General features: G+C 40.8%; 15 protein-coding genes. 11 read left to right on the forward strand and 4 right to left on the reverse strand.

Annotated features, from left to right (window positions below):
- Window positions 1–2: 2 nt before the first annotated feature.
- From WDA22_06965 to WDA22_07010, 10 genes are all read left to right on the forward strand, one after another.
- Window positions 3–935 carry a site-2 protease family protein gene (locus WDA22_06965; protein MFA5833200.1) on the forward strand — a complete coding sequence of 311 codons (933 nt, stop codon included), beginning with the start codon at window positions 3–5 and terminating at the stop codon, window positions 933–935.
- 170 nt (window positions 936–1105) lie between these two features.
- On the forward strand, window positions 1106–1960 hold the full coding sequence (locus WDA22_06970; GenBank protein MFA5833201.1) for a hypothetical protein: 855 nt from the start codon (window positions 1106–1108) through the stop codon (window positions 1958–1960).
- Entirely contained in the window at window positions 1957–3516 is a 1560-nt protein-coding gene (locus WDA22_06975) for a hypothetical protein (protein MFA5833202.1), read from the forward strand. The genes WDA22_06970 and WDA22_06975 overlap by 4 nt, the downstream gene beginning before the upstream one ends.
- Complete coding sequence (locus WDA22_06980) at window positions 3503–4669, forward strand: hypothetical protein (GenBank protein ID MFA5833203.1); 1167 nt, start codon at window positions 3503–3505, stop codon at window positions 4667–4669. The genes WDA22_06975 and WDA22_06980 overlap by 14 nt, the downstream gene beginning before the upstream one ends.
- Window positions 4666–5562, forward strand: a complete 897-nt coding sequence (locus tag WDA22_06985; protein MFA5833204.1) for a PorV/PorQ family protein — start codon at window positions 4666–4668, stop codon at window positions 5560–5562. The genes WDA22_06980 and WDA22_06985 overlap by 4 nt, the downstream gene beginning before the upstream one ends.
- Before the next feature lie 101 nt (window positions 5563–5663).
- Window positions 5664–6557 (forward strand): glycosyltransferase family 4 protein, encoded by an 894-nt coding sequence (locus WDA22_06990; protein MFA5833205.1) that lies wholly within the window; start codon window positions 5664–5666, stop codon window positions 6555–6557.
- Window positions 6547–8076 (forward strand): polysaccharide deacetylase family protein, encoded by a 1530-nt coding sequence (locus tag WDA22_06995; GenBank protein ID MFA5833206.1) that lies wholly within the window; start codon window positions 6547–6549, stop codon window positions 8074–8076. Before WDA22_06990 ends, WDA22_06995 begins: the two co-directional genes overlap by 11 nt.
- Complete coding sequence (locus WDA22_07000) at window positions 8073–9104, forward strand: glycosyltransferase (GenBank protein MFA5833207.1); 1032 nt, start codon at window positions 8073–8075, stop codon at window positions 9102–9104. The genes WDA22_06995 and WDA22_07000 overlap by 4 nt, the downstream gene beginning before the upstream one ends.
- Window positions 9101–10120, forward strand: coding sequence for a glycosyltransferase family 9 protein (locus WDA22_07005; protein ID MFA5833208.1), 1020 nt, complete (start codon window positions 9101–9103; stop codon window positions 10118–10120). Before WDA22_07000 ends, WDA22_07005 begins: the two co-directional genes overlap by 4 nt.
- A 66-nt stretch (window positions 10121–10186) precedes the next feature.
- Window positions 10187–10672 carry a DUF255 domain-containing protein gene (locus tag WDA22_07010; GenBank protein MFA5833209.1) on the forward strand — a complete coding sequence of 162 codons (486 nt, stop codon included), beginning with the start codon at window positions 10187–10189 and terminating at the stop codon, window positions 10670–10672.
- Between the two features lie 23 nt (window positions 10673–10695).
- On the opposite strand, the gene WDA22_07015 is transcribed toward WDA22_07010, so the two are convergent.
- Window positions 10696–11856: a glycosyltransferase family 9 protein gene (locus WDA22_07015; GenBank protein ID MFA5833210.1), complete on the reverse strand. Its 1161-nt coding sequence runs from the start codon at window positions 11854–11856 to the stop codon at window positions 10696–10698.
- Between the two features lie 6 nt (window positions 11857–11862).
- On the reverse strand, window positions 11863–12843 hold the full coding sequence (locus WDA22_07020) for a glycosyltransferase family 9 protein (GenBank protein ID MFA5833211.1): 981 nt from the start codon (window positions 12841–12843) through the stop codon (window positions 11863–11865).
- 216 nt (window positions 12844–13059) lie between these two features.
- Between WDA22_07020 and WDA22_07025 the strand changes: the two genes are divergently transcribed.
- On the forward strand, window positions 13060–14973 hold the full coding sequence (locus WDA22_07025; protein MFA5833212.1) for an FG-GAP-like repeat-containing protein: 1914 nt from the start codon (window positions 13060–13062) through the stop codon (window positions 14971–14973).
- A gap of 134 nt (window positions 14974–15107) precedes the next feature.
- On the opposite strand, the gene WDA22_07030 is transcribed toward WDA22_07025, so the two are convergent.
- Both WDA22_07030 and WDA22_07035 read right to left on the reverse strand, forming a co-directional pair.
- Window positions 15108–16142 carry a PorV/PorQ family protein gene (locus WDA22_07030; GenBank protein ID MFA5833213.1) on the reverse strand — a complete coding sequence of 345 codons (1035 nt, stop codon included), beginning with the start codon at window positions 16140–16142 and terminating at the stop codon, window positions 15108–15110.
- An 18-nt stretch (window positions 16143–16160) separates the two neighbouring features.
- A complete protein-coding gene (locus WDA22_07035; GenBank protein ID MFA5833214.1) occupies window positions 16161–19781 on the reverse strand; it encodes a hypothetical protein in 3621 nt (1206 codons plus the stop codon).
- Window positions 19782–19803 lie beyond the last annotated feature (22 nt).

Here is a 19803-nt window from a genome sequence, read left to right on the forward strand (position 1 = left end):
ATATGCCAATCAAAAAAATTTTATTACATCTCGGTTTATTCATTGCAACCTTCTTTACCGCAACTGTTGCCGGAGTTTCATGGCTGAACATCGACCCATTCGATCTCTCGAATTTTTGGTACGGCCTTCCCTATTCAACCTCTATATTGTTTATTTTGACCTGTCATGAATTTGGACATTATTTTGCCGCACGATATCATGGAGTGCAGGCAACCTTGCCATTTTATATTCCGACACCCTCTCTTCCGGGTTTTTTAAATTTTGGAACATTTGGTGCGGTGATTAAAACACAGTCCGCAATCCCCTCAAAAAAAGTGATGTTTGACATTGGTGTTGCAGGACCCATCGCTGGATTTCTTGCAACAATGGGAATCCTGATCTACGGATTTACGCACCTTCCCGGAAAGGAATTTATTCTCCAAATCCATCCCGATTTTTTCACACAGCAGGAACAAGGAGTTGGATTAACGTTTGGTTCATCGCTGCTGTATGATTTTTTTTCACAAACTCTGACCAATGGCACTAAAGATTTTATTCCGCCGATGAGTGAAATGTATCATTATCCTTTTCTCTGCACGGGATGGTTCGGTTTGTTCGTGACCGCAATGAATTTGGTTCCTGTCGGTCAGTTGGACGGCGGGCATCTTTCCTACACAATGTTTGGAGACAAACATAAAATGGTGTCGAATGTAGCATTCGGAATTATCTTCCTTATGGGTTTTGCAGGATTTTTACCAATGCTTGGTGTTGAAACGAATATTGGCTGGTCCGGTTGGATCTTTTGGACATTGATCCTCTTATTTGTTGTGAAATTATATCATCCCCCGGTGGATGATGAATCGGAATTAGATGCTAACCGCCGCCTGATTGGCTGGTGCACATTCGGCATTCTCATTGTCTGTTTTACACCATCACCGTTCAATATTGCTTTATAGTTTGACTCTCGAACCATTTTTTATTATCATTAGTACAGAATTCAATAACAAGAGCACTCTGCCATAGAAAAGTTCGATACAAAAGATTTCGAAATACCATTTAACGAACTACTTTTTCATTGCAGATTGCTTTATTCAAACCGAGGATAAAGCCTCGGTTTTTTTTTGACATGAATCGAATATTTCACATATCAATACTGGGCATCATACTTACTCTCTCTGGATGCGATATCCCGAGCGACAATGCAGTGATCGATACACAGATCCCACCGACGATCATTGAAGCATCTGTTGCCCCTTCTCTTGTAGATTTTGGAAAATTGATCATCACCGGATCGACGATTGACATTTCGATTATCGGTTATGTCAATGCTAATGACGATAACGGATTAAGCGATATCGCATCTGTCTTATACACCGTCATTTCGCCTTCCGGAAAAGTATTTACTTCGGGGACATTGAGCGACAATGGAGTTTTGCCGGACGTAAACGCAGCGGATGGAAAATATAACTCGCAGATCAATCTAACATTACCGAAAGATGTCATCGGCATCTATAACGTTCAATTTTCCACAAAAGATAAAAAAGGATTTTCAAGCAATACGTTCAACTTACCCCTCAAGATTATTTTGTCAACAAATAATGCTCCAACCATTTTCAATCTTTCTTCGCCTGACTCGGTGCGTGTCCCAAACAGTGCCGACACTGTTAATCTTATTTATTTCAGTCTCGGTGTATCGGATCAGCAGGGATTAAGTGATTTGGTTGATGTTATTTTGACTTCTCAAAGACCTGATTCATCTGTTGCCGGAACATTTTCCCTTTCGGATGACGGCGGGAAAACAATCCTTCCACAGTTTGGTTTAACCAGCGGCGATAGTCTTGCAGGAGATGGCGTGTATTCCATTATTGTCCCAATTTTCAGTACAACACAACGAAATACTTATCGCGATTTTATTTTTTCTGCAAAAGATCAATCAAACGCCTATTCTAATACCATCACTAAAAGGATTTTCATACAATGAGAAAATCTTTATTTATTTTGATGGTAACGATTTGTGTTGAGTTTGCTCACTCGCAATCTCAAATCCTCTCCAGTCGATCGTTTGAATTGACGCAAACAAGTAGCAACGCAACAATTCAAGCAAGCAATGTCATTACTGATCTTGTCATAAGTAACGATACCATCTGGGCCGGAACCGGAAAAGGGCTCAGCCGCTCTATTGATGGCGGTTGGAGCTGGAAAAATTATTACGATACGCCGGAATTTGGCAAAGAAGATATTTCTGCTCTTGCCGTTCAGGGAAAAAATGTCTGGGTTGCCACTGCCCATTCCGTGCAGCGAGATGATCAATCCTTGCCGGAAGGAAGCGGATTGCGTTACTCTTCCAATGGCGGCGAAACGTGGAAAGTAGTTGCTCAACCGGTTGATGCACACAATGTGGATACTCTTTTTTGGAATTCGAAAAGTACGATCCGAGCATTAGGGATTACCACTTCTATCAATAACATTACCTATGATATTGCAATCGCAGGAAACTCGGTCTACATCTGTTCATTTGCAGGAATGACCCGTGTTTCTCACGATACAGGGAAAACATGGCAACGCGTTATTTTACCTCCTGATAATCTTTCGTCCATCGCCCCTAATGATTCACTAGTGTTCGATCTCTCTCCTTCCGGCGGAGCGTTAGGACTACAGAATAATTTGAATCATAGAGCATTTTCCGTCTTGGCAGAGAATGATTCCACTATTTGGATTGGATCGGCAGGTGGAATCAACAAAACAACGAATCGCGGCATTTCGTGGATTCGGTTCACGAAACAAACACAAGTAAATCCTATTTCTGGAAATTTTGTTGTTGCTCTCACTAAACAGAAGACAACAACAAAAAATGTCGTCTGGGCTGCCACCATAAATGCATCGGACAATAGTGAAAAACGTGGAGTCAGTTTTACCGACGATGGCGGAATTTCCTGGAAACAATCGCTCATCGGTGAGTTTGCGCATAACTTTGGATTTAAGGGAGATGTCGTGTATGTTCCGACTGACAATGGTATCTTCCGCTCCACTGATTTTGGACAATCGTGGATACAAACAGGAACGATTTACGATAAGAATACTCGACAACGTTATACTCAGAGTAAATTCTTCTCAGCAGGATCAACAGGAGATACGGCATGGTTTGGCGGAGGCGATGGATTAGTGAAGACTATCGATAATATCAATACGCCGTTCGGCAGCAATTGGACAATACTTCATGCAGCACGAACTGTTTCCCCTATTGCTGAAACGTACGCATATCCAAATCCTTTCGCTCCTGACGATGAGGTCGTACGAATTCATTATGCAACGGGAAAACCATCAGCTGCAACCGTTACGATTCGCATTTTTGATTTTGGTATGAACCTCGTCCGCACAGTCATTCAAAATGCATTAAGAGAATCGTCTCGAGAACATGATGAAATATGGGATGGGAAAAACGAAAACAATAGTTTTGCTACAAATGGAGTTTATTTTTATCAGTTAGTAATCGATCATGATGAACCTCGCTGGGGAAAAATACTTGTCATACAGTAAAGCAAATATGATCGAAAGTGATTCAACAATTCCGGTCAATGCGAGAGAGCGACCTGCCCGCCAGTTTACCCGTCATCTTTTTGGAGGGCGTTCAGGCGGGAGCGACCGAAGCAATCTTTTCATTTTTGGAATTAAATCCAGATTGCTCCGCTGTACGGAATCCCGTACAGCGGGACTTCGGCAAAAAACGGTTCGCAATGATAATGAATTCGGATTTTTGAGTACATTTCTCATAAGCATGTTTTTGGTTGTTACAACTATTTCGCCGGCGCAAATTGCAGGAACGCCTGGTGCTTTTTCACGGATGGGATTTGGAGCAAGAGGCATGGGAATGGGTAATGCATTGACGGCGGTAAAGACGGGGGAAAATTCCGGTTATTACAATCCAGCCGTTGTGGCGTTGCTAAAAAATCAACATTCTTCTGTTTCGTATGGACTATTGTCGCTTGATAGGAGTTTAAACTCAATCTTCTATTCTCAACCGATCGATACGAATGCAGGAATTGCGTTCGGCATTTTAAATGCAGGTGTTTCCGATATCGATGGAAGAGACGTTGATGGATTTAAAACAGAAACATATTCCACATCCGAAAATCAATTCTCACTATCATTTGCACTTCGAATACGAAAAGTGACCATTGGACTCACCACAAAATTATACTACTACTCCTTGTTTGAAAAACTCTCTACCACAACCGTTGGTTTTGATTTTGGTGTTATGTATCCTATCACTCCACAACTGACCATTGCAGGAACCTTTAAAGATTTTAACACAAAATATCGTTGGGAAACATCCGATCTTTACGATCAACTAGGAAACTCAACTATTGACAAATTTCCGACAAGACAAACAATCGGTCTTTCCTATGTATTTGAAGAGTTCACCACTCTTCTCTCCGCCGAAATTGAGCGAAGCAATAAAGCGACAACGATAATACGTGCCGGCGGTGAGATCAGTCCCATCGACGCACTCACTCTTCGTGCCGGTATTGATGGATGGGATATTAAAAAACCTGATCAAGCGCATCCATCGTTTGGTTTGACAGTCCGGACGGATTATACTGATTGGAAACCCTCTGTGAATTATGCGTATATTCTTGAGCCATACGGTCTGTTTTCCATGCATGTGATTTCACTTTCTATACGATTATGAAGAAGCTGATAACGATATTTATTTTGTCCGCAATGACCTTAATAGTAACTCAAGCTCAGCAGATCAAAACGGGTTTACCATTTCTTAAATTAAGTGCGGATGCTCGTTCTTCTGCTATGGGTGAAGCGTTTACTTCTATCACCAACGACCACTCCTCGTATTATTACAATCCTGCTTCGATTCGTTTCTCAAATCTCAGGCAATTGATGATTAGCCATCGACAGGGATTTTCAGAAACGACTACGGATTATATCGGTGCGACAATTCCCGGAGAGACCTTTACGTTTGGACTTTCAGCGTATACGACTTCGGTAAATGATATTGAAGTCCGTCTTCGTCCCGGTGAAGCAGAAGGCACATTTGGTGCACGAAATGGTGCTATTGGGGTTGGAGCTGCGATTTCATTGTCAGATGAAATGACTGTGGGACTTACAGGAAAATTATTATATGAAAAAATCTATACAGACGAAGCAAGCGGATATGGAATCGATGCCGGTTTTTTTTACAAAGCATTTGATAATGTCAATATTGGCGTAAGTCTTCTGAATTTTGGTTCTATGTCGGTATTACGATCTGAACGTTCGGTCTTACCTACTACCATACGATTGGGTGCATCGTACAGCACTCTCTTCACTCCAGATTTTTCATTACTCTTTGCCGGTGATGCCGTAAAAACATTGGATGATGAAATAACTCACCTCCATTTCGGAACTGAAGCAGTGTATGATTCAATGTTTATGATTCGGGCCGGATATCAAACCGGTTATGAAGTTAAATCCTTTACCGGTGGTGTTGGCATAGCGTACGGCATTATTCGTTTTGATTATGCATTTGTTCCGATGAAAAATGCATTTTCACCTAACCATACATTTTCGCTGACTTTTCTACTGTAAACTGCTCCATCGTGAACAAACAAGCACACATATTGTTCACATCAACCTTTTCCACTTCTTTCATTCGTGAAGATCTATCCTTCTTGCGCAAGCATTATGAGATGACCGAGATACTGTCACCAGGATTCTTTACGATTCTAAAATTTCTTCGTAAACTACCAAAAACGGATATAACCTTTTCTTGGTTTGCTTCAGTCTACGCTTCAATTCTTGTCTTGCTCACAAAAGTTTTTCACAAGAAATCAATCATTGTACTGGGGGGCGTGGATGTAGCAAAATTACCGGAGTTACAATATGGTATATGGAACAGCCGATTTAAATCAATCATCGTTGGATACGGAATTAGAAATGCTGATATCATTCTGGCCGTTGATGAATCCTTAAAACGTGATGCAATTCGACTCGCACAATATAAAGGAACAAATATTCATGTAGTCCCGACAGGGTATAATTCTACACAATGGACTTCGGGAAAGAAAAAAGAAAAATATATTTTGACTGTCGCTCAATGTGTCAATCTTACGAGAATGCAGATCAAAGGAATACCATTTTTATTAAATGTTGCTGCGGCATGTCCGGAACAAACTTTTATCCTGATCGGTTTGAGTAAACATATTGCGCAACAATTGACAATCCCAACAAACCTGCATTACATTGAATCAATTCCCCAAAATGAGCTTTTGGACTATTATCAAAAAGCGCCGGTCTATTTTCAGCCGTCAATGCGGGAAGGGCTGCCAAATTCTTTATGCGAAGCGATGTTGTGTGAATGTTATCCCGTTGGGACAAATGTCGGAGGCATTCCGACGGCAATTGGTACCACCGGATCGATCATTGAATACGGGAATATTGCTGAAGCTGTCAGCGCTATTCATGATGGATTAAAGAATGTAAACAATTCTAAATCCAGAGAAAGAATTGCCACACTTTTTACTAAGACCCGAAGAGAAGAACAATTAATCTCTCATATTACATCACTGCTCAATGCGAAATAGTCCGGTCATATTGCAAGCAGGATTAACAGAGTACGAACCTGCGTGGGAATTTTTGTTTCGTCAGATCGGAATTCCGTGGAAAGTCATTTCTCAACACAATTATTCAGCAAACGATTTTTCAGTCATTATCGTCAATTCCGAACTTGGGACTGATTTACAAAGTAACATTCAAGATTTCGTTCATCGTGGCGGATCGGCACTATTTACAACGAAAGCAAAGAACGAAATACAAAGCAGAAGACCTACTCTATCGTACATAACCTCTATTCCTCCGACATCAAATCCTTATTATGAATATTTCGACATTCTTGATCTTTATTCTTCCGTTACGTACTTCGGCAATGGTGATTTCGTTGAGATTGAACAATCCGGAGGAGGATGGAAAGCATTTCTTGGAATTGATATTGAAATTGTTTTGAACAACGACTCAAAGCGAAAAAATTTTTTCCGACAAACTGGAAGAATGCCTAACGAAGTTGTTGCGAAACGAAATAAAAATGGAATTCGGCAGGTGATTTTTTCGTTACTTAAAACTCTCCATCGTTTTCAAGAAATTCCATTGGTGCATCAATGGTATTTCCCCGGTTCCGAACCAACCATTTTTACATTCAGGATTGATTCGGACAAGGGTTCTCAAGAACAAGTGGAGCAAATCTACCGAATAAGCAATGAAAACAATATCCCGACCACATGGTTTTTGGATGTAAAAAGTCACGAATCATGGCTCCCCTATTTTCATAAATTTACGCAGCAGGAAATCGGTCTTCACTGTTACGAACATGCCTTGTATCGAACATCAACACTTAATCAAGAGAATTTTCAAAAGGGGCTTTCTCTTCTTCAGAAACACAAAATTCGGCCAGTTGGAATCACGGCTCCCACTGGAGAGTGGAATGAGGCATACGCAGAAGCGATTGAAAAACTCGGTTTCCACTATTCTTCAGAATTCGCGTATGATTATGATAATCTTCCTTCATTTCCGTTCATTAATAATAAATTCTTTTCACTCTCTCAAATGCCGATTCATCCCATCTGCATTGGAACAATGCTTCGTGCACGGATGAGTGATGATGATATGGTTACATATTTTAAATCGATTATTGATTCCAACGTGATATTGAATGAACCAATTTGTTTCTATCACCATCCAACGCATCAACACAACGGAGTCTTTGAAGAAGTTTTTCGTTATATTAACGAGCGAAACATCGCAAAATTATCGTACGCACAATATGCGGCATGGTGGAAACTTCGGACATCGCAACTCGGTCTGTTTCGTTTTGTAAACGGAGTGATTGAACCTTTAAGCGAAAGTACTGATGTACACTTTCGCATCATACGATCAGATAAGAGCGAATCTATTATTACCTTAAACGAAAACATTCATTTGAACGATATACCGTTCAAACAAACTAGAAGAGAAATTGTGCCGAATGATCGTCTGATGCAATCACGCAAATTCGATCCAAAACACCTACTGCAAAATGCCCTTGATTGGTGGATAAAAACAACAGAATGAATATCACCTTCGCAACATATCAATCATTATCGCTTCTGCATGGCGGTCCGCGCGTTCAAATTCTCCAGACCAAACACGAATTAGAGAAATTAGGAGTAAAGGTCTCCCTTTTCCAACCGTGGGATCATTTTGATAAGAAATCGAGCGATCTCGTCCACATTTTTTCTGCAAATCTTGGGACATTTCATCTGGCAAGTGTCCTAAATATTTTTTCCATTCCGTTTGTCAGTTCATCAATCTTTTTTACACAGCACTCCCCTGCTTATATTCGAACAATTCTTGGAATATCGAAGGCACTTAAAAATTTTAAATCTGGAATCTGGACAAATTACGATTATACAAAACAGATCTGCGATTGGTCTCGTGCCGTCCTGCCAAATACACACGATGAAGGGAAGCTTCTCCACGAGGGTCTCGGGGTTTTATCAAACAAAATTTCCGTTGTTCCAAACGGAGTGGAAGCGCGATTTGAATTTGGCGATCCCTCATTATTTAAGAAAAAATATGGGATTGAAAATTTTATCCTGAATGTCGGTCATATTGGCCCTGCACGAAAAAATGTTTTGCAATTGATTAAGGCATTAAAACAGATAGATCACCCTGCAGTCATCATTGGTAAAGTTTCCGGCACACCAGAGGGTAAAAAATGTTTAGAGGAAGCAAAAGGATCGAAAAATATCCTGATCATTGATGGTTTGGAAAATGATTCAGAAATGCTTGCATCGGCTTATGCTGCATGTAATGTATTTGTACTCCCTTCGCTTTTTGAAACGCCCGGAATTGCCGCATTGGAAGCAGCTCTTGCCGGCGCAAAGATTGTCATTACTCCGTATGGCGGAACAAAGGACTATTTTAATTCGATGGCAACCTACGTGGAACCGGGATCTGTAGAATCCATAAAATCCGGAATTATTACGTCGCTGAATGCTCAAAAAAAACCGATGCTCAAAGAACATATGAAGAAAGAATTTCTTTGGAGCAGAGTTGCTGAAAAAACTCTCGCTGTTTATAAACAAGTGTTACCATGAAACCACGCCGCATTCTTATCATCCGACCGGATCGAATCGGTGACGTCGTTCTTACCACTCCTCTCATTCGTACTGTGAAACAATCATTTCCGAACTCCTTTGTCGCGGTCATGGTCAATTCCATTTCAGGAGTATTACTGCAAAATAATCCGAATATCGATCTGCTTATTACAGACGATCCTCAAGGAAAAGATGCAGGGAAAAAAGGATTTTGGAGTCAGGTACATACATTACGGAAATTACACTTTGATACAGGATTAATACCTCTTCCCCGTGAACGACACGCGTGGATGATGCTCCTTGCCGGAATTCGCCGTCGCATCGGAGTTGGGGGTAAGATCTATCAAATTCTCACCGGAACAAGGACGGTGAGCAGAAATAAATATATTCCTCTGCGTCATGAAGCGGACTATGTTATGGATCTTGGAAGAAAGATTGGTGTAAAAAATGACGATATCACACCGGAATTGTTTGTCAGTGCAAACGAGAAAGAACAATCAGCATTTTATTTTAGGAATAAAAACTTCGACCTTACTAAACCGATTATCGGAATCAATCCAAGTTCAAATAACTCTGTTCCGAATTGGCGGGCTGAACGGTATGTTCAATTATGTGAAACCCTATCCAAACGACACCAATTATTCATTAATATTGGAATCGGGAATCCAGTTTTGGAAAAACATTTTGAACAGTTTAAGGAAAAACATATTGTATACACGGGAAGCGATCTTCGTGAACTAATAGCTTTGTGCAGTATGCTTTCAATACTCGTATCATCAAGCACGGGAACACAGCATATCGCTGCAGCATTGAAAATTCCGACAGTGACAATGTTTTGCCCGCTTCCAGCCTGTTCCTTCAAATTATGGGGTTCACTTGGCAATAAATCGGAAGTTGTTCTTCCGGCAGAAGGATATTGTCAGAATCGATGTCCTGGTAATCCGAAAGTGTGCACGTTTGAAGAAATCTCCGTCGATGCTGTTCTTTCTCGTATTGAACATGTGATAAGAAAGTGAACTTTTGCTGGAACGCATTCTATTCATGCGCTGTTGTATGCTGTGACAACTATTCTAAAGGATGATATGAAAAAAATAATGTTTGTTTTGCTCGTTGTAATTTTTTCTACACTTACTGCGGCAAAAAACCCTCAATGGAAAAAATTTGACGACGGATTAAAACAAGCAAAACAATCAGGGAAAAAAGTTTTGATTGACGTGTATACCGATTGGTGTGGCTGGTGCAAAAAAATGGACTCCGGCACCTATGGCGATAAAAAAATCACGGATTACCTTGAAAAATACTTTGTGATTATCAAATTAAATGCTGAAGCCAATGAAACAATATCCTATTCAGGTAAGAAGATTAGTCCGGCAGAATTTTCTCAAGGGATGGGTGTGAATGGTTATCCGGCCACTTTATTTTTGAAAAGCAATGGAGAACCTATTACGATTCTTCCGGGATATGTGGAGGCAGACCGGTTTATTCATGTGTTGAGTTTTATTGCAGAAAATCACTACGAATCGAAAAAATTTACCGATTATCTTACAGAAAAAGGTGTGAAGCAATAAAAAATCCCCTCGAAGGATATTTTTTATTTTGCTCTTAATGCGGCAAATCGTTTCACTTCTGAAACAATCCTCTTCAGATCTATCATTTGGATACATTCCAGGTTGTAAGGACACTGTTTTTTCCAGCATGGTGCACAGAAAAGACCTTCCGGAATCAATTTGATGCCCCGCTCATACAGATCAATCTCATTCCAGCAGCTTAAACCGAACCAGGCGATGACATGTTTTTTCAATCCAATGGCAACGTGCATTCCGAAAGAATCGCCGGTAATAATCACATCGCAAATGTTCTCGTAACAGATACCGCGCCTGACCCCTTCCGTAGTTGGCGTGTTTAATACTTTATTCCCAACCCTGCGGACAATTTCTGCGTTCCGTTCTGTATCTTCCGGTCCGCCGACAAGCACTAAACGAATACCCTTAACCGAATACATTGTTTCAATCAACTGCACATGTTGATCAATCGTCATTTTTTTATTTTGATAAAGATACGAACAACCGGTGTTAAATCCGACAATCAGATCACCATTATGCAATTGATGTTCGGAGCAATAACTCTCGCAGAATTGTTTTTCTTCCGCCGATAATTCAAACACGTATTCATCTCGCTGGAACTTCAACTTCATCGATTCTTGAAGAATCTGAGTCCCATATTTTTCATTTTTGCGGAACTTCAATTCATCATCCAATCCAAGGATATAACTATACTCCGCCTCCTTGTTCAAAGGAATGATTTGTCCATTCTTGTTTAAACCAAATCCGATCTTTTCTTTTGCGTTAAGCGTGTTGCCAAAAGCGCAAGATCGTTTTGTTTTATCCGTTTGATAGACAATGTCGAATTGCATTTGCTGCAGTATCATCCAATTTTCCGGTTCCCACAAGTAGACTGCATCGAGATACGGATTGTTATCGAGCAACCGGTACGCATTCTTCAATGTGATCCATGAAATATGGCTGTTCGGATATTTTCGTTTAATCGCAGGAAGCATCGCTGTCGTCTGCACCACGGCACCCATGGCATCCAGATTTATGATAAGGATCTTCTTCCCGATTGGTTCATGGTCAACACACTCCTGATAGCAAGCCTTACCCGGAAAACATGGTTTATATCCGGTGAAGCGTTTACAGTCGGGAATAAATATTTTTTTTATTGTTTTTTTCTTTGTTATCGATTTTTTAGCCATGCGAATTTAATTGTTGTTCTTAAGCTGCTGAAAAGCGTTGAAGACTACTTCAACAGAGAGACCTTTCATGCAAATATTTCCAATCGGGCATTCAGTAAGATTACATTCAAGGCAATCCAGTCTTTCATCTCTTACCCATAGATTTTTTTTGCCGTACGGACCCTGCAAGTTAGGATCAGTCGGTCCGTAAATTCCCAGAGTTGGCACACTAAGCGATGCTGCAATATGCATCGGCCCCGAATCATTACTGATAAGATACGAACAGGATTTCAGGAACGCACCCATTTCTTTTAAACTTGTCTTCGGAATGATAGCACTCTTGTGCTTCATCATTGACCGTATCTTTTGCACTTCATCATATTCTCCTGGACCCCAAAAATAGAGAACATTGGACTGATGTTTTTCGATAATCTCATCCGCTAATTGCGCATATGATTCGCTGTTCCATTTTTTGGTATACCATCCGCCGCTCGGATTAATTCCTACGATTGATTGTTGTGAACCAAGTTGTTCCTTCAACCACTGTTGAGCAAGAATTTCGTCATTGCTTTGAATGATGAAGTCGGGAGTGGAATCAGTAATTGCAATCCCAAAATGACGCAAAACGTCCAGATTAAAGTCGACGTTATGAACTTCTCCACCGCGGGGTGTTACATGTGCATTGTATGCATACGCACGACCGCGGAAAGGAAATCCGATTCTTTGTTTCGCTCCGCTGCATCGGGTAATTAACGCTGTTCGAGGATTTCCAAATAGATCAATGACAATATCATACTTTCTACTTCGAATCTTTTGGATAACGGAAAAGGTCGAATCGTTCTTTTTATTGAAACTGATCACCTCACGGAGATAAGGATTCCCCGAAACAACATCGGAAGCAAATTCTTCGCACAAAAAATCAATCTGGATATTTGGAAATTGTAGTTTAATGTTTTTAATGACAGGTGTTGAAAGGAGAACATCTCCGATAGCACGGGGCTTGATCAATAACAGACTTGAAGCAGTATGAAAAATAGAATGGTGATTCACCCTTGTCCAAAATTTTATCAAAAATACCAAATAAGCTTCACAATTCAAATAATGTCGCCAAAATTCTCTAGAAGAATCTTGATTCACTTCGTTAGATTGACTATTTTTACCATAGTAATATCCTCTAGTTTGAGACGACAATCCACAATAACTTCATTCACAATAGGAGTAACAATGAAAAAAATATCTACTCTTCTTTTCTTGTCTCTTTTGGTATCTGCCTTTGTCTTCGGACAAACCCATTTGGGAGGCAAATTTATTCCAAAAAAGACAACGGTAAAACCGGACAGCGCTTTTTTTGGAGACATTGGTATACGCGGTTCATGGGTTGCTCCCGATCTTGATAAAGACGGAAAACCTGAAATTATCGTTACAGATTATTCCAAATCCGGTCGAGTTCATGTATTTCAGGCTGCCGGAAATGATACACTTGAATGGATATGGTCTTCACCGCGCCTTGATACACTGAGCGGTACACCGTATGGAGTCGGTGGAACATCAACACCAAGAACAGTTCGTTCAGGAGATTTGGACGGTGACGGTAAAGGAGAAATTATTTTCCCACGCGCCGGTGCAACGGGTGGATTTTTAGTATTTGAATGGGATGGTGTCACCGGCAGTCATAAATTTGGAACACTTCCTTCGGCAATAATTCCAAATACTGTTGCCTATGGTTCCAATTTTGGATCGTTAGCAGGTACTGCTGTCGAAGGCGGTCTTCAATTAACGGTGGAACATTTTGAAGTGGCCGATGTTGATGGAGACAATCAACAGGAATTGTTGACACCGAAGAATCTCGCAGGTGGTGGGAATGATGATTTTCTTATCATTCACGCTCTCGGCGATTGGTCAACAAACGAACCGGGTCTTTCGACATTTGAAATTGAAGGCGGTACACGCCGACTTGCAAGTTCAAAATTTGGCGGGGGATCACCGTATGGAATTCATCCCGTCGATCTGAATGGCGATGGTAAGATGGAAATTGTTTGCCACAACTGGAACTTTTTGGATTACTGGGTAATGAAAGTAACCGGCGCAGATACATATGTAACGCCGGATACCACCGCTCCTGTCAATGGCACTCATTACTATCAGATTACCCCTACGTTTGATTATGTTGCCTTATTCGGTGGCATTGTCGCAAATCTTGATAAGGATAATAACTCCGAAGTCTATTTACCGCTCTACGGCGGTTTGAGCGACACACTTGATGGATCGTTATTCGTTATTGATTACGATGCAGCTGATGATGTTCAAAAAGCAGATGCAACCCATGCCGTGAAGATTGCTTCGGCTGTATCACAGACCAGTTCTGGGATACCGATTTCAAGCTTTACCGGTGTAGAAGCTGATCTGGACCGTAACGGTAAAAAAGAGATCTTGGTAGGATCCGCTTACCCAAGCAACGTGGTTGCGATTGAATACAACGGAACCGGTTCATTGCGCAATCCCGCAAATTATACGCGCAAAGTATTTTACAAAGGCGAATCCGATGTCTATGCATCTTTTACTTATCGCGATTCAATGCAAATAAAAGATACCGTAAAAGTAATAGGCGAAGGATTTGTTTCCAAAATGTCGATGCCGAGAGATATTGATGGTGACGGAAAAGTGGAAGTTATTCTGCCGTACCAATCAGTGACAGATTCAGTAACCTCCAGCTGGCAGCATTTTGATGTCAATACCCAACTATTTGTGGAGGATTCCAGCAAGAAAGTAACAAACGTCAAAAAATGGATCTTCCGGTCACTGGAAGCGGATGTTGTCGGTTCAGTCGGCAATAAGAATCTTACAGTAATTATGCCTGATGATTATCAATTGAATCAGAACTTCCCCAATCCATTCAATCCGACAACAACTATTAATTTCGTTCTCCCGTTGTCCAAACAAGTAACCTTACGGATCTTTGATATGCTTGGTAAGGAAGTAACAACATTAGCAAACAATGAAGAGTTTACCAAAGGATCACACAACATTGCATGGAATGGAAAAGATAAAAACGGCAAGACAGTTTCATCGGGTGCTTATATTGCGAAGATGACTGCCGGAAATATCGAAAAGAACATTAAAATGATGATGCTCAAGTAATACCATCATCGAATTGAGTAACAAAAAAACCTGAGCTCATCACTCAGGTTTTTTTGTTACGAAACCATGCCAAGGTTATAAAATAATTTTTTCGAAACCTTGACAAGGTTGCATGCACGGCACTAGTAATATCGTTAATACGTAATACTTACTGTAACGTATTGAACGTCGTTCAGGCGGCCATGATCGGCAAACGCATAATCGACTTTGATACCGTTGAGATTTGTAATCTGGAAGTTGAATCCTACACCCCACGTTAAACCCTGTTCTGAATTTTCATTAAACAAGGAATTATATCCAACGCGGGCAAAGAACATTTCATCATACGCTACTTCTACACCGGAATTCACATACTCCACATTGTCATTAGGATGTGTTGCATCGACTGAAGCCGTAGCACGGATCGCATCCATCGTTAAAACATCCATTGCCAAGCCGATACGGAATTGCAGTGGGATGTCATATGCTTCCGTTTTATACAACGATTGAATATTTTGCGGACCTTGTCCCTGTTCACCTGTCGGATAATTATTAAATGAAATATCCTGGCCATCAAGACGCATCTTTGTTCCAAAGTTGGAAATGCTGGCGCCGATTTTCAATCCGTTGAATGTAGTTGTATAGATCGTTCCAATATCAAAAGCAAAACCGGATGAAGACATATTCCAGATACCTTCACGAATGTATTTGGCGGTAAATCCAATTGAAAATCGATCAGTCAACGAACGAGCATATGAGAGTCCCATAGAAAACGCACTGTAACTCCATCGGCGTCCATCCCCTTCAGGATTGATCTCCGTTCGAACAATCTCTTCCGGCATCGTTACTGATGTGACCGAAAGTCCAAGTGTCCCTACTCCATCGATTGTTAAACCGCTGGCGACATAGTTATAGTCGATATCAGCAAGCCATTGTGTATGATTGAAAGAAGTTTCACCGGGAGTTTTAAGGCGCGCGAGTGAACCGGGATTCCAATAAATTGCATAGACATCGCCATCCATTGCAGCGGCGCTTCCACCCATTGCTACGGATCGAGCCCCGGCTCCAATCTTCAAGAACTGTGCGACCGTCGTGCCGACCTTCGTCGTTGTTCTGACAATCTGCGCATGCGCAATATTCATCATGAACATGACGACCAATAGTACCGATAATCGAATAACAAATTTCATGTGCGAGTTCTCCAAATTTTATTTAATAATTCCAAGACGACCGATCTTTGTTCCGCCTGTCGGAGTCTCAACATGATAAATGTATACCCCGTAACCGATACGAGCGCTTTCTGATGAGAGAAGATCCCATGTTAAATACGACGTATTATCATTTTTACGAAGTGTTTGTACCAAATCACCAGTAATGGTGTAGATACGTACAGTACATTCTCTCGGAAGATTCCTAAACTGAATTGCTCGTTCGCCTCGCAAATCCGGCCGGTTGGACGGAAGTTCAAATGCACTGTTAATCACATACGGATTTGGAACAACATACACATTCTGCAGCAATTGATCGCCAAGAGCAGCATTATACGTTAACGCTTTTGTTGTGAATGTATACTCATCATTTGTTGCAAAGGGCTTAAACATTTTAACGTTGATGACTGATCCAGAAGGAATGACGTAACTTGAACCATTATTTTTTCTATTGATGGCAATGTTATGAAACGACAGCGAATTGCCGATGGGAGTTGCTAATTTACAAATAACAATTTCCTCACCAACATCCCAACGATCTGTCTTATTATTCGCTCCTGTCTTTTCATTAATAATAATATCCAGTTTTGTAGTATCTGTCATATTTTCAATTTTGAAAGGAGTCTTTACATATTTTTTATTCACTGATGAGACTGTAGCAACAGAAACAAACGAATCTGCCGGAGCGATATAGTTTCCACTGGAATCAAGACTCGTTGTTGTTGTCGTAAAGGTAATCCGATAATCAATCGGATGAGCCATGTATTTCATGACGGAAAAGATCCTATTAATCGTCAAAATCAGACTGTCTGTATTGACTTTGCTGGTCAATCCAGAACTGGCTCCATCCAACATTAATGAATCATCAAAGGCATATGTCCGAATTCCGTCAAACACTGGGTTCGAGTCAGTCCCTTTATAATAATTGCTATTTGCCACAGGATAATATTGATATGACACTGTATAGGATTTAGACCTCAACAAAACACCAGTTACTGTTGCGCGAAGTCTGCCATTTGCAGAATCAACCACAATTGATGCAGACGAAACTTGCGGCGAAGTTGTGTCTGCACCGTCATAGATTTTTACACTGGTAGCAAGAAAGTTTTTATTTTGCAAATTGACAAAAAGATTTTCGTTCCCGATAAAATGTTCCACAGCAGGAGTTACCCGTAATACACTGTATGTCACAACAGTATCAGCATCCACTTTTGTTCTCGCAAACGAGATCTTGTATTGACCATTTTTCACTGCAAGTTCATCAAATACTTTGAACGAAAAGCGTCCGGTTGCAGCACCTTTGGGATGAGTTAATGTCATTCCATTTTGCAAATCATTTTTTGAACTAACGAGACCTTTCGCTTCACTATTTGGTACGACCGAAATAGTATTCACATCAAATTTAAATTCCTGCGTTACGGCATCACGCTGAATAATTGACTGACTTTCTGAAGGAGGTAACTTGAGACTATCATCACCATGGTCATATGAAACAACAGCATAATAATATGTAACACCGTTGGTCACTGTTGAATCGACATACTCATGGTGCAAACCAGATGTATCGCTTGGTTCACCCATATAATATCTAATATAGCGGCCTCGGTATTCAACGGGCATAAATCCACCAAGATACTTGTCCTGTTCGGTTTTTGTCCAGGGGCGGTGCCATTGCGCTGATTTTCTGGCCTTTTCATCGTACAAGGCCTTCCCGAGGAAAGGATATCCGTTTCCATCGGTCACACTAAATACATCCTTAAACGTGTAATCCTGACTGCGATAGATCTTATATCCTTCAAAATCTTTTTTACCGGAGAATGGATCTGTCGCTTTTTCAGAATTATTATCCCAATACAATGTTACACGTCCATTGCCTGCCACTGCGGTCACTCTTGGTTTTGGTGGCGGTTGAGCAAAACGATAGTTTGCTGCCAATACTAGTTGTGCTGTTTCAGAGTTCAACAAAAGATCTTTTAAATCTTGTCCCATTAACAATGCAATAGAAAACCGTTCACGGTGACCCGGATGCATATCAAACGGACCGGACCCATACAAAAAAATATAGTCACTTAAATTGGCCGGGTCTGTTGTATAAAGATTTGCAAGAGCCGCAGTATCAAATTCTGCCGAAATAAAGTTGTACATAGCGTTATCATTTTTTGGATAACTGGATGCCGAACCATGATACACTAATGACCAAAAACTTCTCAGACCGATCTGATCAGATTCGTTTACGTCACGAAAACCAAAGTTGGGCTCCGAACCGAGCCACGAACCGTCAGCAGCAATTAATTGATCCGGAACTCCATTCCCTTCTCCAAAATCACCGGTGCCAAAAATTCCATCCACACCCAGATCATCTTTTTCTTTATCCCAGTCTCCATCTTCATCGCCAGACCACCGAGGTTTCAGTGCTCCATATAATGCAATGTATTTTGTTGTGTCGTAAATTCCATTTGTTAAAGAAACATTCACTCCATCAATGTATGTCCCCTTATCATTTAATGGATTTTCATCTCTAATTCCATCATCGTCATTGTCTATTCCATCAATGCTGTTATTCGGACTTTCCAAAAACTTATAACCAAAATATCCAGGAGTGAACGCTGGATTATCGCTCTTCCCGTCCGGATCCCAACTATACACCATATTTCGTGACAATGCTGTTGTTAGTTTAGAGTCAATCGTCAGTAATTTATCAAATGCTTGTTTCCCGATTGGACGCGCCGGAATGAACGACGCAGCATCATCACTAAAATTATTGGGACCGCCGATATGCGGATCCCCAAACATGCCAAAAAACACTTTTGGAAGATGTTTCGATCGAGGATCGTTCTCAGCTGTATAGACAAGGAAAACAATATCTTCAGCCAACGGATTCGCAAATTGAAATGTGCGCACTTCCAAATTTACACCGAGACCGCGGCGAGAAAGATTACTGGCAATTGGATAATAATCGAATTCTGCATCTGTGGAATCATCAACAATGTAATACACTTCTTCATCGGGCACCGTAGCGTTGCCGCCGAGGAACGAGGGATAGATATATTCTCCAATGACGGAATTGTACCAAATTTCCGGCCATGATTTTGGTTTGATGCGAAGATCGGAAGTTCTAGCACCCCAACTTGCAAGATCGTTTTGATTTGGGTCTGAATAACCTGCTTTCGGAAGCCATCCCCATTTAGTCACTCCATCAGGAGCAAAGTCTCCGTCAACGATACTTTTGTTTGCTCCACCAAAACCATCAATAACAATATTTAATGAATCCGATGGATTTGCAGCACGAGGAACTCGAGATGTAACCAAAGGTCCAAACTCATATCCATATCCAAGGCCATTCCACACAAGATCCAAACCCGAAACACCGGGATTACTGATAGCTCCCGTATTATAAATAATGGATTTGATTTTGTTTCCCTGAATGACAAGACTTTTAATTTCATTTTGCAGTCCTGACGTTTTCATCAATCGAAACTGTTCATCCCGCCAACGTTGAAATTCCCTGAGTTGTTGTTTATTCAGATATTTCAAATCAACAGTTCTGAAATCAATGTTGCTTTCCTGCGAGGTGGCAAATGAAAAAATGATCAGAAGAGTAACCAACAAACTTTTGTTCATACGTAATGTTCCCTTGTTCATA

The sequence above is a fragment of the Bacteroidota bacterium genome, assembly GCA_041658205.1.
Lineage (GTDB): Bacteria > Bacteroidota > Ignavibacteria > UBA10030 > UBA8401 > UBA8401.